Consider the following 16415-nt stretch of genomic DNA (forward strand, 5'->3'; position numbering starts at 1 on the left):
TTCTAACAAGTTATGAGGATAGATAAAATTCCATCTTTCTCCGTTTTTTCTATCATACAAAAGAAAGAACAGAGGCGATAAAGAAATTTTATTCCGCTCTCTTTTCAAATTAACAACATTTCCCGTTTGTACGGTACGAGACTATATTAAACATAAAATAGACACGAAAGGGGATTGGAATTAGCGAATATTTACATGGAATCTAGGAGATGCAAGCTCAACATTTCATAACGGATCGATGGTTCCATTTCAACAGACTCCGAATCCGATAGTAATTTTGTTCTGTTTATTCATGAGGTAACGGAAGAGAATTTAGAAAAACTTGCTACAATTGCTCATCAGTATATAGAGGAGACCATCCATTGTTACAATTACGGCATTGTAGAAGAAATAGGTTAAAAGAATAAAACATACTGTTCCAAATTAATATTCCGTGTGTTTTTTGAACATATATCCTTTGTTTTATGTATATATTGAATATATAAATATATTGTGTTATGATATGAATTAGAAACTCGCGTGTTTCAAATACAACATTTTTATCTTCTTGATGACCTCTTATCTTTCCGTAAGAGGTCTTTTTTATCCCTTCGTATTGCATAGCCGTTAAAATACTATGAAAAAATACTTGAGACTACTACACTGTGATATTCTCTAGTATTTTTTCTTTATCCATATTATCTATTGTTGAGTAAATGATTAATTATTAATTTTTGTATAATCTTTATAAAATAATAAAGGGGTATATATGGATAGGTATGTCCTTTTTATGTAATGATAATGCGAATTGAAGCGTAATACTGAAACGGTAAACGAGAAGAATCAGGGCCGAAACAGATAGTAAGGAAAGTAAAACAGTAACAGCAGACAATACTTATAATGAAAACGTTCATAATGGACTGTCTATGGATGGAGAAAAAATACGAAAAGATAAAAGGGGCAAATGAATATGAACAGAGCCTTTAAAGGTACCGTATTAGCAGGGATAAGTGTGGGTTTCTTGCTAGCTGGTTGTACAATAGAAACATATGTCCTAACGCAGTCCAGAATATAAGCATGTAGATAAAGTATTCTAAGCTGATAAAATGGTAGAAGACAAGAAGACTATAGCGATGAAGAAATTGAAAGAGAACTAAGAGGTTTAGCATCCTGACTTTCTAAATAACATGAGTGTTTTTATAGAATGAATCCTTAGGAGGGCTATTGTGGAACCTTTAATCAATGGTATTTTATACTTTGTATTTTTTTGGGAGCACTGTTTCTTATACTGGGTACTGCATTGGTTTTATTTATCGTAGCTGCATTACCAATAACCTGGAAGGAGAATCTATCATTTCTAATGATTAGTTTAGGTATAAATATACTTGTCATTCCATTGTCTTTTTTTATTGGCGGGATGGCAACAGATTCCCCTGATAGTACGATGCACGATTTCTGGAAAGTATTTTTCTTTATTCAGGTAATTCCGTTCCCTCTAGTACTGCTATCTTTAGTTTGGTGGCTTATTCGTCGAAAAAAAGCAAACGTTCATGTGTAGCGTTTTTAATGCAAATAAGCTGTCCGTTTGGGCAACTTATTATATTTATTACTAAGCGTGATTATTTCCAAAATGAATGCAATACCACTATACAGTTAAATTGAAGGTGAACCATATTGAAATCTTATCAAACTTTAGCCCACTTGTATGCATTAGGACTAGGCTGCGGACTTTGGAATAGAGAGGAGGTTATTTCATGGTGCGATAGGTTGATTGAAGCAAATGATCACCCGCCATATGAAATTATGGAGATATCTTTAATGTCTAAAGCAAAGCTGATATATATAGAATCGGCTTTACTGTCATATAGCCGCATAGTTGATGAAAAATACTCGGTAAATATCCTTCTTTCTGTCTTAAATGAAAAGTTAGTAGCTCAGAAATGTAATGTGAAACAAGCTCTTACTTGCTCCACTCGTTTACTAGTAAACAGAGGCGTATATTGGGAAGAGGAATATTTTGATTTATACAGCCTTGATGATAGCTATGATATACCGCAGGAAGGGATTCATTTTAATAAGGAAGATGTGATTTCTGCTTATATCGATACATTAGGTGTTTTTCGCGTCCATTTTAACGAGTTTGAAGATCTATATTTGCAAGTCATGAAACAGAAGTGGCAAGGGTAGAAGGCAGGAAAAAGAATCATTGAATCGTAAGAGTTACTTCCTGTATTTATCACCAAATTTATCTAGCCAAGACAAATCTGTCTTCATGTTGATGAATTTTTGTCTCTTAATAACTTAATGCTATCATCTTTAATTTTTCCGACAGCAAGCAAAACTAGCATTTTTAATGCATAATCAGACGCTTGTAAAGGAGCATCACTATTTAAATTTTTACCAGAGAGTAATGTATTTAATTAGTAGAAAAAGGAAGGGACCTATTTGGCTCCTTCCTTTTTCTCATACATACATAACGCTTTGTTGACAACTTATGAAATAATAGCATTCATCGCTATTAAAATATAGCACTAAAAGCGATTTAATGGATATGCAATTATACATATCCGTTTAATTGCATGAATGGGAACAAAATGATTTAACTCTTCCAGTATGGAAACAAATAGATTCAGGTATATTTAGGGTAAGAAGACCTGATCATTGATTGCTGGTTAAACCATATTTCTACGTATCTGAAACAAATTATTTCACTGGATTGTATGTTATAGATGGTGAGGGATTTATGAAATGTAGATTGTTTCTTGGTTTTTTGCTCGTGATTTTACTTTGAGGATACATCGGAAAAGAAGTTACGTTATATACGATTCAAAAAGGGGTATTAGTCAGTGCATCCAAAGACACGCTCCGTTTCCTGTTCCCTATCCTACTAAATTACCATTCCAAGCAAATTCCTTCTCTTTCAAACAATTCATTCATTGAATAAAGATAATTCGGCCATACGTATCGGAGGACATGAAGCTTTCTTAATACCATTTGGAATATATTTCAATATACTTCCGATACTATAACAGATCGAAAATTTCTTTATTGGAGGTATATAATGGCATATCCATTTCGTAACTTAGTATTTGAAGGTGGCGGGGTAAAGGGAAGCGCTTATATAGGTGCCATCCGTGCACTAAATGAAGAAGGGATTTTATCAGAAATACAACGATTTGGGGGGACGTCAGCTGGAGCGATTACTGCATTACTTTTAGGTCTTTCCATTCCATTCGCAGATCTTGTAAAAATCCACAAAGACATGAATTTCAAAGCATTTAAAGATGATGATTTTTCGATTGTACAAGATAACATTCGTTTATTTTTTGATGGTTTTGGTATCTATAAAGGGGATTTCTTCACTGAGTGGGTAGGGAAAATCGTTGAAAAGTGGACAGGGAGTAAGGACACAACTTTTCAGCAGTTGTATGACAAAACAGGAAAAGACGTGTTTTTCCAAGGAACGAACGTTTCTACACACCAGCTTCGTACGTTTTCTCGCGAAACGACACCTGATGTTCCGTTAGTAGTTGCTGTGCGAATTTCGATGTCCATCCCATTCTTTTTTAAATCTGTGGAATGGGATAAAGATTATTATGTAGACGGAGGTGTACTCGATAACTACCCAATTCGTTTATTTGATCGGAAAAGTTTTGTGAATAAGGAAGAACACTTCACGACCACAGATACGATTGACGAGGTTAATAAACTGATAAGCAATATGGAGGATCATTCTACACTAAGAAGCTTACACACGAAATACAATGCATCTTTCTTTGATCCTACAGATGAAATTGTCTACAACAAAGAAACACTAGGTTTCCGTTTAGAATCTCAGGCCGAGGTTGCCATGTTAAAACATATCGCAACTTCAACAGAACATCATATTGGCCATTCTCTTATTCATTTTGCATGGAATTTGTCTCAAACCATGATCAAAGGTCATGAGAGTGGAAAAACAACCAAAGAAGATGCTGCCCGCACTGTATTTATCAATACATTCTTTACGCCGTCATTTAATTTCGATATCACAGAAGAAGAAAAGAAAACACTCATGAATTCAGGCTATACTTCTACTAAAGACTATCTACATCAGTTTAATACGTCGGAAGTAAAAATGTTTAATCGACCATAAAGCCGAGTAATGCACTTGGCTTTTTTTAATCGTCCTGTAATTTTTTTTAGTAGCTAATAAAAATTCAAATAGACTATGCATAGAACAAGAGAGAGGAGATAACAGAAAGTAATAAATATAAGTTTTGATGACCTCTTATTTTGTAAAACTAGGGTGTAGAAAGGGTGAAACAGGTGGAGGAAAAACGAATTATGATTTATAAAATTTTTCGGCTAACACAGTACAAAAGAGAACCCTAAAACCGTGGATGGGAATGTATCAAAAAATGAATAGAGTAAAAAGGCGGATTTCTTGTGAAAGTAGGGATTTACTTTTTCTTTCTACTGATAATAAAGCGTTATGTAGACTGGAAATGTATAAGGTATTCATTGCTATTCCTCCAAAATGCTGATGTTACATCATATTAAAATAACCTCTAATTTAAGTATTGAAATTCTCTAAATCTCGATGTATTATATTCTTGTATTTTCTCACTTTGCAAATCCGAGAAAACATCATCACTTCTGAAAGAACCCGAACTCCAGCGGGTTCTTTGGATTTACTTGAACTTATTTTTGAATCATTGTATTATATTTTCGAGTTTTACTTATATAAATCATTATCAGGAGAATCTGCAAATTTGCAGGTTCTTTTTTTATTTTATTGAAAGTAAAATTTTAGCCAGTCGTTTATTTTCATATTGTTGGTTTTTATACGTGTTTGGTAAAAATCAATGAGTTGCAAAAAAATACTATGCTGAAATCTAGTTCGGTATAGCAATGTGCATATAAAAGATCCCACTTTGCTATATCCCCTAAAAAGAGTCATAAAAATCTATATTTTTTTAATTCAGTTGCATACTACAAAACTTCTTTTAAAAGAAATGTATGTACATACACATTATATTTTGTTCCATAACTCTCTAACTTTTGTTCACGATAGTCTGTTAAGTACAGGATTATTGGCGGGTGGTGCAATAGGTGCAGAAGATGTGAAAACAAATGAAAAAGTACAAGTTGCTGTTGCAGGTAAAGAGGGAAATATAACGTATAAAGAAATTGATAAAGCAGAATCTCCATTGTTATTTGGAATGTATCCTTTATGTTAAGATCCTAATAAGAAGTTAGTTTTTTTTGATAATTAATATTTATAAAAAATGTATAATTAATATACTAAAACGTTTTTAAATTTTATTAATGTATTCCTTTTCATATGAATGAATTATTTATTGCAACAGGTTTCCCGTTCAAAATAAGATGTTCAAACAAAAGACAATATAAGTATCTTTATAATGATTTTTCAATATAATCAATGTGTTTATGAAAGGAACTCTGTGTTATTTTTGCTTTTTTACTAACTAATACAGCTTCAAACAAAGGACACAATTGCTACATACTAAGTGTAATTTATTACCCATTCAAAATTCTGTCTATTCAATCTTTCTAAAAATAAAAAAAGATTAAACTTATAAATATACAAGTTATAATGAGGGCGTCGAGACACAATTTATTACCTCTAGAGAAAATATCAAACCTCGTTTTGGATTAAAAATTCTAAAGAACTTGCCAGTAATTTTTTAAAATTGGACATACTGATATGATTACTATACGGAGGATAGCGGATTAGAAGGGAAGTTTATTCAACTCAATAAAGAAAGCGTTATCAAACAAAACTTGTTTTGAATCGATCATTCTAATAACTTAGATTCAACTACAGCTAAAAATAATAAATTATGGGGGTGCTTATATGAACATGAATGTAGCATCTATTAAAGAAAAAAAGATTGTTAAATACAAAAGTTGTTTTGATGTGATTGGGCCCATAATGATAGGCCCTTCAAGTTCACATACTGCAGGTGCTTTGGCTATTGGAACAGTTGCTAATAAATTATTTCAAGGTCTTCCCAAAAAAGTTGTGGTAAAGTATTATGAATCATTTGCTGAAACCCATAAAGGTCACGGAACTGATTTTGCAATTATTGCTGGTATATTAGGCTTAGCTGCTGATGACAGCAAAGTGCCAGATGCTATTAAAATAGCAGAGTCTAAGGGAATTGACATTACCTTTATTGAACAATTGGGTAATAGTCCTGCTGGTCATCCAAATACGGCAGATGTATATGCAGAGGATGAAAGTCGAAGTATTAGAGTAATGGGTATTTCGGTCGGTGGTGGGTTGATTGAAGTCAAAAATGTTGAAATTGATGGATTTAGCTTAAATCTGCAGGGGCCATTGCCAGTTGTTATTGCGATTTCAGAAAGAGCTGACTTTGAATTTGTTTTACGCAGGATCTTTAAACAATATGATGTGGAAATTAACAACTTTCATAGTTTGGAAGATAAAACAAAATATTTATATGCATTCGCTTTGGATTCGATATTGCCAGGTAATGCTCAGAAGGAATTAGGAGATTTAAGCAATATAGCTAATCTTATTATTCTTTAGTCACATTAAGGAGTGAAAAATATGTATATGGCTATAAAAGAAATTGTGGATGCAGCTAATAAAAGCCAAAAGCAAATTTATGAATTAGCAATCGAACAGGAAATCAAACAAACTAAAACTTCTTATGAAGAAGTATGGAGTAAAATGGAACGAAATTTAGCGACTATGCAACATGCAATAAATAAAAGTATCGAGGGCGACGGTGTATTTTCTCCAACAGGTTTGACCGGAGGGGATGCTGTAAAAATTAAAAACTATCGAGAAAATAGGAAAACTCTTTCTGGAGATTTAATGGTGTTAGGGATTCAAAGTGCTATCGGTGTTAATGAAGTAAATGCTGCATTAGGAGCTATTTGTGCAACTCCAACAGCAGGTGCGAGTGGGACGATTCCGGGAGTCCTATTTAGTATTAAAGATACGTTGCAGTTAAGTCATGAAGATATGATTCATTTTCTATTCACTTCAGCGTTATTTGGAACGATAGTCGCAAACAACGCTTGTATTTCAGGAGCGTATGGAGGATGTCAAGCTGAAGTAGGAAGTGCCTCAGCGATGGCGGCTGCAGCTGCGGTAGAAGCTGCGGGTGGAACGCCACAGCAATCTTCTGAAGCTTTTTCGATTGCATTACAAAATTTACTCGGTTTAGTTTGTGATCCGGTCGCTGGTTTGGTAGAAATTCCTTGTGTAAAGAGAAACGCCATTGGAACGGCAAATGCTTTAGCAGCAGCGGACATCGCATTAGCCGGCGTAAACAATCTCATCAATGCTGACGAAGTGATTGAAGCCATGTATAGAGTTGGAAGACAGATGCCTCGCGAATTAAGAGAGACAGGTTTAGGTGGTATTGCAGCTACACCTACAGGAATTGCCATTAAAAATAAAATCTTTGGGGAGAAACAATCAAATCAATAAGTTATCGAATATATTGTGAAAATTTTAACAATCTTTACTCTATTGTTCGCCTAAGGATGTCTGTATATTGGGGGAGTTATCAATAAAATATACTACTATATAATTAAAATATTTTATAAGTGGTAACAAACCCTTCAGGTTGATGCTTCGCTAATTTTTTGATTTTTATTAACCTAGAAGGGGGATATTCGTTGTGGGGCACTATATAAGCTATTCATTTTTCAAGAACGGTCTATATTCCTATATCTTAAAAAGAGAATTAAGAATAGGACACAAGGAGGAATTATTATATGGATGGGAATACTGCAAAAAACATAGAATTTCAAGCTGATAACACGGCAGTAAAAAATGAGAAATATCTAGACCCTAAAAAGTGGCATAAACAGGATACTACCTGGGCATTGAGCCTTTTTGGAACAGCAATTGGAGCAGGAGTACTCTTTTTACCGATTAATGCAGGTTCAGGTGGTTTATTATCTTTACTACTAATTACATTACTTGCATATCCTGTTATGTATTATTCACATAGGGCGCTTGCTAAAATGATTTACGCTTCGAACTCTGCCGATGAGGGGATTACAGGTACAATAAGAGAGTATTTTGGAAATAAGGCAAGTATCATTTTTAATATTGTATATTTTGTCTCCATTTATACGATCGTGCTGATGTACTCGGTCGCACTTACAAATACCGCTAGTAGCTTTATCGTGCATCAATTGCACATGTCGGAGCCTCCAAGGTCCATTTTATCGCTTGTTTTAGTACTCGGTCTTATCGCTATACTAAATTTTGGTCAAGATATAACTGTAAAGATCATGAGCATGCTAGTGTATCCTTTTATAGCTTCTCTACTTTTTATCGCAATATCTTTGATTCCACAGTGGAATACGTCAATGCTTAGTTTTTCAAGTGTTTCTACTGCTTCAACAGGAACAGGATATTTAGGAACGATATGGATGATACTTCCAATCATAGTATTCTCGTTTAATCATTCGCCTATGATTTCGTCATTTGTTATGAAACAGAGAGCTACGTATGGAATAGATGCTACTGATGCTAAATGTGCTCAAATACAAAAAGTTTGTTATATTATGACATTCGCAGTTGTTATGTTCTTCGTTTGGAGCAGTACCTTAAGTTTGACTCCAAATGATCTTAAGGTGGCAAAAGAACAGAACTTGTCAATCCTATCATATCTTGCTAATGAGCTTAATTCGCCAGTAATCACTATTGCAGCTCCTATCATTGCATTTGTGGCTATTACAAAGTCTTTCCTTGGTCATTATATAGGAGCGTATGAGGTAATGCGTGACATGATTATCAAGTCCAGTAAAAAACGTGGGAAAGATATAGGAGAAAAAACAGTTAAGACAATGATTCTTACTTTTGTCGTATTAACATGCTGGTATGTTGCTTATACAAATCCAAGTATTCTTGGAATCATTGATGCCCTTAGCGGTCCGCTAGTTGCTGCTATCTTATGTATACTACCAATGTATGCAATCCATAAAGTATCAGTACTTGCTAAATACAAAGGGAAATCTAGCAATGTATTTGTCATTATTATAGGTATTCTTACTGTCCTAGCAAGTATTAAGTCATTATTCTAATCCACTATTGTTAGTATCGATGCAAAAACCGTGGGATATGGAAAAAAGAAAGATTCTTATCGGAACTGAATTCTATATTGTTAAACTAAAGAAATCATGGTTTTGGACAAACTCCTCACATTGGAGAGTTTGTCTTTTTTTATCATTTTAGCCAAGAAGACCCCTTCCTCAAGGAACGCAAAATAAGTAGGTGGGAGATGAATTGGCTAAAATGATAAACTGGTGACCCCGTATGTAGAAGTAAAAAAGGGGGAAACTATTGTATAATTATCGATAATTTAGGGGGCGCCAAATGAAACATAATAAAGAAGTAACACTTGGGGATTACGTTCAATTTTCATATCGTAAAAATCATAATTTGAAATTAATGGGATTTGCGGTGAATGTTTTACAAAATACAATTGTTGTAGATATTGCGGAAAGAATGGATATCGAGGTAGATGATTTTAGGCAAGTTGTAAAGCATGGTTATTATAATAAAGTGGTTCATAAGCAAATAAAGAATAGTGTTTCATAAAAAGTGCTCCTATATATATAAATTTAGGAGCACTTTTTATGGAGAGAATTTTCGCAAAGATTTTTTTGTCTGAGGTATAAAATTTTCATATAAAAATACGTTTTGAAGATATTTTCTTATTTGTTAATTAATAATTTTTTCAATCTTTATAGCTGTTATGGATTTAAAATATTATTCATAAGAATTTCACATAATTTTATTAAAAAGAAAAATACTAATACTTGTTTTAATACTTTACTTCGAGTCATTAAAACAAATTTACTAACTACGAAACAAGGAGGCATCACTGTGGACATTCGTGAAGGATTAATTCCAACAGCTTTAGGTACAGCAGTGACAGCAGCAGGTTATGCTCTTAAACAAACTCGTGGAACTAATAAAATGATTGCAAATACAGTATTTGGTTTTGGTTTAGCACACGTCGTTTTAGGTGTAATCGATCTTGTTGAACATCGTCGTTAGAACGAAAGGCAAGCATTGATATATGCTTGCCTTTTTGGGAGTACATTTATTATTCATTTTTCAAAATATGTTTGTATGGCGTAATCATTATCAATGTAATTAAATAGTTACACTACAAGGAAATTAGAAAGTAAAACTGTGAGCATTGAATTTTATGAAATGAGATGGTGATGGAATGGAATTTTCTTCTGAAAGTAATACGTATCATGCTGGTGACATTGTTTATATTTTTTACCGAAATCTCATACTCAAGACGTAGCTAACATACAAGCTGCAGCAGTTGTAAATAATCCTGAAAGACCTAATGAATTAGCACTATTTCTTTACGAAACGTATTATCCACTAACAAATGAGATGGCTATATATGCTACCGAAGATGAGGCAAACCAAGCTTACACTTACTATTATGGTGATATTTCAGAGGGGATGTTTGAATGAATAAGCCATTTATGCCTAAGCTCGTATATTTTGAACCGAAAGCATTAGATTATCCTTTGGGGAAAGAGCTGTTTGAGAAGTTTTCAAAGATGGATGTTGAAATTCGACATACTACTTCCCATAATCAAGTAAGAGATTTGCCAGGGGATAACGATTTTCAAAAGTATCGAGTAGCAAAATCCACGCTGGTTGTTGGTGTTAGAAAAACACTGAAATTTGATACTTCCAAGCCTTCAGCAGAGTATGCAATTCCTTTTGCAACGGGATGTATGGGGCATTGTCATTATTGTTATTTACAAACAACGATGGGAAGTAAGCCTTATATACGAACGTATGTAAATGTTGAAGAAATTTTAGATGCTGCTGATAAATACATGAAAGAGCGTGCACCTGAAGTAACAAGATTTGAAGCGTCGTGTACTTCAGATATTGTAGGAATCGATTATTTAACGCATACCCTTAAACGGGCCATTGAGCATTTTGGAGAATCTGAATATGGGAAATTGAGATTTGTTACGAAATTCCACCATGTAGATCATTTACTTGATGCTAAACATAATGGAAAAACAAGATTTCGCTTTAGTGTAAACGCTGATTATGTGATTAAAAACTTTGAATCAGGAACTTCTCCCTTAGCTAAACGAATTGAGGCAGCAGGAAAAGTAGCTAGAGCTGGATATCCTCTTGGTTTCATTGTAGCTCCTATTTACCTGCATGAAGGCTGGAAGGAAGGATACTATCATATGTTTGAACGCCTAAATGCTGAATTACCTCTTGATGCACGGGATGATATTACATTTGAATTTATTCAACATCGTTTTACAAAGCCAGCTAAGAGAGTAATTGAAAAAAACTACCCGATGACAAAACTAGAATTAGATGAAGAGAAAAGAAGGTATAAATGGGGGAAATATGGAATCGGAAAATACATTTATCAAAAAGAAGAAGAAGAGGATATAAAAAACTATCTGTATTCCTATATGAAACAGTTCTTTCCTAATGCAAAACTAGAATATTTTACATAAAAGAAACGAACAAAATTCATTACATCATCAATCTAAAAAATTACTCACTCAAAAAAGTGATATTAGTCAACAATTCGCTAATAAATCATTTGAAAAATTTATATACGAAAGTCTTTTATGTAAAAATATGTTTCATTATGAACTGAATCCCAACAGTTAAACAGAAAAGTACAGCGGTTGTATGAATATAAGTCCGGTATTGTACCGGGCTCATTCTTTTTAACGTTGCATCAATTCTTTTGTGAACATATTAATTTGAACATGTTTAAAAACGAACCATCTTTTGACAATGGTATTAGCGCTTTAGAAAGAGCTTTCATAAAAAATGGTACTAATAATCCCTCCAAGTATTACTCCCATAGTAGAACCTAATAACAAAAATCTAATTGTTTAATTAGTAATTCTAATCTACCATTTTTTGCTGTACTATCAACTAAAGAAACAGTAAATGGTTGTTGAAACATATTAGAAAATCGAGCAATTAAAGACATAATATTATATTTAGCAAAAGCCGATGCAACTAAAGCTAATTTCGCTCCAACAAGTTGAACTCCATATCCTAAAACTTCTATAGAAGTCATAAGCATTAAAAATAAAAAGATACAAATTACTTTAAAAGTAATAAACTCCATAATCATACCCCTTAAGTTTCTATAAATACATAACTCAATAATTATATTAAAAATATTCAATATTTTCATTAAAATATAAATCAATTTCTATTTTATAATCAAAAACTATACTCCTTTATTTTGAATGATGGCATCACCTTTTATTAGAATTGTCCCTTGGTTTAGCAAATGTTTTTTTGTAAATAATATATTTGTTAAACCATTAATTAAGGGGGACTAGTATGCCGCAGGATCGAAAAGAAGAAGTGCAAAACAATACATATGAAGGAAAAGAGGTTATGCCAGATAATCCACAATATCTACCGCGTCACGTGCAAATGGAGCTGCCTCCCGAATTTTCTATAAATCCTCTTTTTGCCCGCAAAGGAGAATCAGTCATTCCGCGCTTTCACATGCCTGATGAAGGAATGTTACCAGAAACAGCGTATCAAATCGTCCATGATGAAATGACTCTTGATGGCAATGCACGCTTGAATCTTGCAACATTCGTTAGTACATGGATGGAACCTACCGCAGAGCACTTATATGCTAAATCATTTGATAAGAACATGATTGATAAGGACGAATATCCACAGACAGCTGAAATTGAGGAGCGGTGTGTCCGCATTTTAGCCAACCTCTGGCATTCCCCCAGCCCCCTTACAACTATGGGCGTTTCAACAACTGGATCGTCGGAAGCCTGTATGCTCGGGGGGCTTGCGTTAAAGAGACGCTGGCAAAATGCACGAAAAAGAGAGGGGAAGCCGGTGGATCGGCCTAATATTGTGTTTAGTTCTGCTGTTCAAGTCGTTTGGGAAAAATTTGCGAACTATTGGGAGGTTGAACCACGCTATGTGAAGGTTAGCCCTGAGCATCCCCGATTAGATCCTCAAGGGGTCCTTGCAGCCGTGGATGAAAATACGATTGGTGTGGTACCGATTCTCGGTGAGACTTATACCGGACTTTACGAACCGGTTGCCGCCATTGCAAAAGCGTTGGACGATTTACAGGAGAGGACGGGACTCGACATTCCTATGCATGTAGATGCGGCTTCGGGCGGATTTATAGCACCGTTTCTTCAACCAGATTTAGTCTGGGATTTTCAGTTGCCGAGGGTGAAGTCCATCAATGTATCGGGACATAAATATGGATTAGTCTATCCTGGCTTGGGTTGGATAATTTGGCGGGAAGCTGATGATCTCCCCGATGATTTAATCTTCCGCGTCTCCTATTTGGGCGGAAACATGCCGACTTTTGCCCTGAATTTTTCACGTCCTGGCGCACAAGTGCTCCTACAATATTACAATTACCTGCGTTTGGGGAAAAGTGGGTACTATGATGTCCAAAGGGCTTCTCAGAAGGTCGCTCTTTTTCTTAGCAAGGCAATTCAGGAGATGGAACCGTTCGAACTTTTGTCCGATGGTTCGGATATTCCGGTTTTCGCTTGGCAACTGAAAAAAGGTTACACATTAAACTGGAACCTTTATGATTTATCTCGACAATTGCGTGTGTTCGGCTGGCAAGTACCCGCATATCCATTGCCTCCAGACCTAGAAGCAGTGACGATTATGCGCATTGTGGTTCGAAACGGATTTTCTATGGATCTCGCGCATTTATTTTTGAGGAACCTCAAACAGGCCGTTGCCTTTCTGGATTCCTTGGATGGACCTATGCCACATGATACGAAATGTGATAATGGGTTTCATCACTAATTGGGGAGCAGCTCTCGTCGTCGTTAAGTTGAGCTCAACACTCATAACTTTTCGAGCTATCGACTGGGAAGAGGTACAGAAAAGCTGATGGTTTCAACCAAGGGATACATGATGATAGGTGATGAACAAATTGATGCCTGAGGGCTTTACAATATCAAATCATACGCCCAGTTTTCAGAAATCTATTGGCTTTTCTTCTGGTTTCGAAAGACACAATTCAAATCTGTTGAAGAGTTAAAGAAATTTGTAGCTAGTATTTCCTTTTGGGAGGTGCCATTACCTGCTTTAGGAGTTACTCCACCATTACATTAGATTTTATCGGATAAATGGGGTGAATCTATTGTATTAGAATCGACAAGGAGTAGTGACTAATAGTCCTGAGTTTAATTGGCATTTACAAAATTTAAGACAATATATAGGTCTTAAATCGCAGCCATGCGAGGGGGATATACCATTAAGTGCTTTTGGACAAGGTTCAGGTTCAATGGGACTTAATGGAGATTTCACCCCACCATCAAGGTTGATACGAGCAGCGTATGGTAAATAAAATATTCAGGGTATAGATAACGAAGAAGAGGGTATATCGGTCATTTTTCGTATTTTGTAAAATTGTGAGGTTCCAAAAGGAGGAGTAATAACGGAAGAAGATACATTAGATAATACTATTTATACAAGCGCAACGTGCATGGAGTCTGGTACATATTATTATCATATCTATGATTGTAGATAAATTATTGCCCTTCGATATTAGAAACAGGATAGCTGCTTAACGATAAAAATGAATTTGCCAATTTTCTTGCAAAATGTAACGGGTGCTCTACCGATTGGATATGAATATACATAATTAAGGGATTCATGTATAACCAGTGATTATGTAAAGCACTGACAATAATTCCTTGTTGTACAATTGATTTCATAAATGCAGGGATCTCTTCTTGTAGAACCGCGATTTCTCCTAAATTTAATGCATTGCCATTTTGATCCAACGATTCAAAACTTACTCCGACGGGAACTACATAGGCACTTGGTTTTCCTTGAACCAGGACCTTAAAATTGCGGTGAAAAGACACCGAACAACCACCTTGATTTATTTTACTCTTTCCTTTAAGAATTGCAGCAAATTGATCAGAAATGAAATTTAAATTAGACATAAGTTCAATTCCTTTCCCGTGCTAAATTTATCCATTTAGAAATTTAATTTAAAAAATGTAGTTCCTTCTTTTAAAGAAAAGAACTACTTATAAACAACTTTTCTCTAAAATAAACAGGCTGATATGTGTAATTTGTACCCTGTTTATTTTAGAAGAAATATAAATGTTATTTCCCAACAAACATAACTTAATGAATCCTTTCTATATATCATTATAAAAAATTCATAAAGTAGGCAATTGTACATCTTTATTTTATGTAGGTTAGATAAATATGTGCCTTAATAAGTCTGTGCTTTCTTTATGAAATTCTTATTGGTAATTAATACAACAATAAATTAATATATTTTAATGATTATATAGGGTAAAACTTAAGTTGTTTTTTCATTTTCTCTTTTACAATTGCTTGTGGTCCTTTGTTAAAATTGTAGTAATATATTGAACTGTATATAAAGATAGATATTTTAAATTTTTCATCCTAAAATAACTTACTACATCTAGCTAAAAATGTTGTTTTTTCAATGAAGAAGTAAATTTTGGGTGTATGGTTTATTGGTTATATTAAGTGTTTTGTTAATGTTAAACATAACTCTTATTGCACATACATTTTTTTAGATCGAAAAGAAGAATTTATTCGTCTGTCAAATTCTATGTTAACTGGTAAAACGGACTAATTTTAGATGAAAGATTCTATAATAAATCTGGAGAAACAAAAATAATTGAAAACATTTGGGCATGGAGATAAAAAACGCTTAACGAAGGATATTTCAAAAGAGATGGAGCAAAGGATTCAAAAATCAATAAAGCTTGTTCAAAAAAATATAAGGTGGATGTATTAGCATTAGGAGAAGTATATAAGCGGAATAATTATAAAGAATGGAAGAAAATAAGAAAATAAGTAAGAATTGGGATCAAGGTGAAAATTATTTTAGTAATGCTGACATTAATGTTTATGTTCATCCAGTAATTGAACATTCAGGCTCAGCTTTACCGAAGAGAGTGAAATAAGGTGATTTAAGTCATTAGCGGATTAGGAATACGCTAAACGATATTAATGCTGGTTCTGCATTTTCAATCAGTGCAGACTTATGTACTTTAAACGTGATTAATAAATTATATTTGGCTTATTATGATCCTTTGGTTAGCACTAGTTAGAGTTATAGTAAAAATATTAAGCAGAAACGACTTATTTTTAATAATAAGAGGAAATATGTTACTGAAAAGTAAGGAGACAAATTATTACTTTTTTAAAGAGTAATTAGGTCCGTACAATGATGCATTAAAGTGATTCATAAGGGATTCTGAATGCTAAGAGAGTGAGAATGAATTACAAAAGAAAGGTGCATAGGCGCCTTTCTTTTTTTGAAGGGATTTTTTGTTACGAGTTAGTACAAAATTGGGTTCAGGGGGTACTATAAAATTTTAGCTTGATGGCGATGGGG

At 34.1% G+C, this 16415-nt stretch carries 12 protein-coding genes and 5 pseudogenes; 15 read left to right on the top strand and 2 right to left on the bottom strand.

Annotated elements, in window-relative coordinates; genetic code table 11:
* The first annotated feature begins 1205 nt into the window (after positions 1-1205).
* The 11 genes and pseudogenes from ACUXVC_RS12565 to splB all read left to right on the top strand — a co-directional run bounded on the left by ACUXVC_RS12565 (position 1206) and on the right by splB (position 11502).
* Positions 1206-1537: pseudogene (locus tag ACUXVC_RS12565) on the top strand (hypothetical protein).
* A 116-nt stretch (positions 1538-1653) separates the two neighbouring features.
* Positions 1654-2166, top strand: a complete 513-nt coding sequence (locus ACUXVC_RS12570) for a protein kinase (protein ID WP_089171032.1) — start codon at positions 1654-1656, stop codon at positions 2164-2166.
* An 874-nt stretch (positions 2167-3040) separates the two neighbouring features.
* Entirely contained in the window at positions 3041-4114 is a 1074-nt protein-coding gene (locus ACUXVC_RS12575) for a patatin-like phospholipase family protein (RefSeq protein WP_048656296.1), read from the top strand.
* Positions 4115-4946: 832 nt separating this feature from the next.
* On the top strand, positions 4947-5201 hold the full coding sequence (locus tag ACUXVC_RS12580; protein ID WP_000557537.1) for a hypothetical protein: 255 nt from the start codon (positions 4947-4949) through the stop codon (positions 5199-5201).
* A 638-nt stretch (positions 5202-5839) separates the two neighbouring features.
* Complete coding sequence (locus tag ACUXVC_RS12585; protein ID WP_001056999.1) at positions 5840-6538, top strand: serine dehydratase beta chain; 699 nt, start codon at positions 5840-5842, stop codon at positions 6536-6538.
* A 21-nt stretch (positions 6539-6559) separates the two neighbouring features.
* Complete coding sequence (gene sdaAA / locus ACUXVC_RS12590; RefSeq protein WP_000281777.1) at positions 6560-7450, top strand: L-serine ammonia-lyase, iron-sulfur-dependent, subunit alpha; 891 nt, start codon at positions 6560-6562, stop codon at positions 7448-7450.
* A gap of 290 nt (positions 7451-7740) precedes the next feature.
* Positions 7741-9060 (top strand): aromatic amino acid transport family protein, encoded by a 1320-nt coding sequence (locus ACUXVC_RS12595; protein WP_048656295.1) that lies wholly within the window; start codon positions 7741-7743, stop codon positions 9058-9060.
* A gap of 292 nt (positions 9061-9352) precedes the next feature.
* Positions 9353-9577 (top strand): DUF2187 domain-containing protein, encoded by a 225-nt coding sequence (locus ACUXVC_RS12600; protein WP_089171034.1) that lies wholly within the window; start codon positions 9353-9355, stop codon positions 9575-9577.
* Positions 9578-9865: 288 nt separating this feature from the next.
* The gene (locus tag ACUXVC_RS12605; protein WP_000354585.1) at positions 9866-10039 is read left to right on the top strand and encodes a hypothetical protein; all 174 of its coding nucleotides are present in this window, start codon (positions 9866-9868) and stop codon (positions 10037-10039) included.
* Positions 10040-10214: 175 nt separating this feature from the next.
* Positions 10215-10477: pseudogene (locus ACUXVC_RS12610) on the top strand (transcriptional regulator SplA domain-containing protein).
* Complete coding sequence (gene splB / locus ACUXVC_RS12615; RefSeq protein WP_089171035.1) at positions 10474-11502, top strand: spore photoproduct lyase; 1029 nt, start codon at positions 10474-10476, stop codon at positions 11500-11502. Before ACUXVC_RS12610 ends, splB begins: the two are co-directional and overlap by 4 nt.
* Before the next feature lie 368 nt (positions 11503-11870).
* Here the strand turns inward: splB and ACUXVC_RS12620 are convergent, their stop codons facing one another.
* Positions 11871-12134: a lipid II flippase family protein gene (locus tag ACUXVC_RS12620; RefSeq protein WP_000394421.1), complete on the bottom strand. Its 264-nt coding sequence runs from the start codon at positions 12132-12134 to the stop codon at positions 11871-11873.
* A 221-nt stretch (positions 12135-12355) separates the two neighbouring features.
* Here ACUXVC_RS12620 and ACUXVC_RS12625 point away from each other — a divergent pair, with 221 nt between their 5' ends.
* Positions 12356-13825 carry a glutamate decarboxylase gene (locus ACUXVC_RS12625; protein WP_095690891.1) on the top strand — a complete coding sequence of 490 codons (1470 nt, stop codon included), beginning with the start codon at positions 12356-12358 and terminating at the stop codon, positions 13823-13825.
* Positions 13826-14035: 210 nt separating this feature from the next.
* Positions 14036-14552, top strand: a pseudogene (locus tag ACUXVC_RS12630) (linear amide C-N hydrolase); the annotation flags it as partial.
* Between the two features lie 4 nt (positions 14553-14556).
* Here ACUXVC_RS12630 and ACUXVC_RS12635 read toward each other — a convergent pair.
* Positions 14557-14976 carry a DUF1259 domain-containing protein gene (locus ACUXVC_RS12635; RefSeq protein ID WP_446026112.1) on the bottom strand — a complete coding sequence of 140 codons (420 nt, stop codon included), beginning with the start codon at positions 14974-14976 and terminating at the stop codon, positions 14557-14559.
* Between the two features lie 737 nt (positions 14977-15713).
* Between ACUXVC_RS12635 and ACUXVC_RS12640 the strand changes: the two are divergent.
* Both ACUXVC_RS12640 and ACUXVC_RS12645 read left to right on the top strand, forming a co-directional pair.
* Positions 15714-15981: pseudogene (locus ACUXVC_RS12640) on the top strand (Ger(x)C family spore germination C-terminal domain-containing protein); the annotation flags it as partial.
* A 181-nt stretch (positions 15982-16162) separates the two neighbouring features.
* Positions 16163-16231: pseudogene (locus ACUXVC_RS12645) on the top strand (HXXEE domain-containing protein); the annotation flags it as partial.
* Positions 16232-16415 lie beyond the last annotated feature (184 nt).

Source organism: Bacillus sp. N6 (assembly GCF_052805735.1).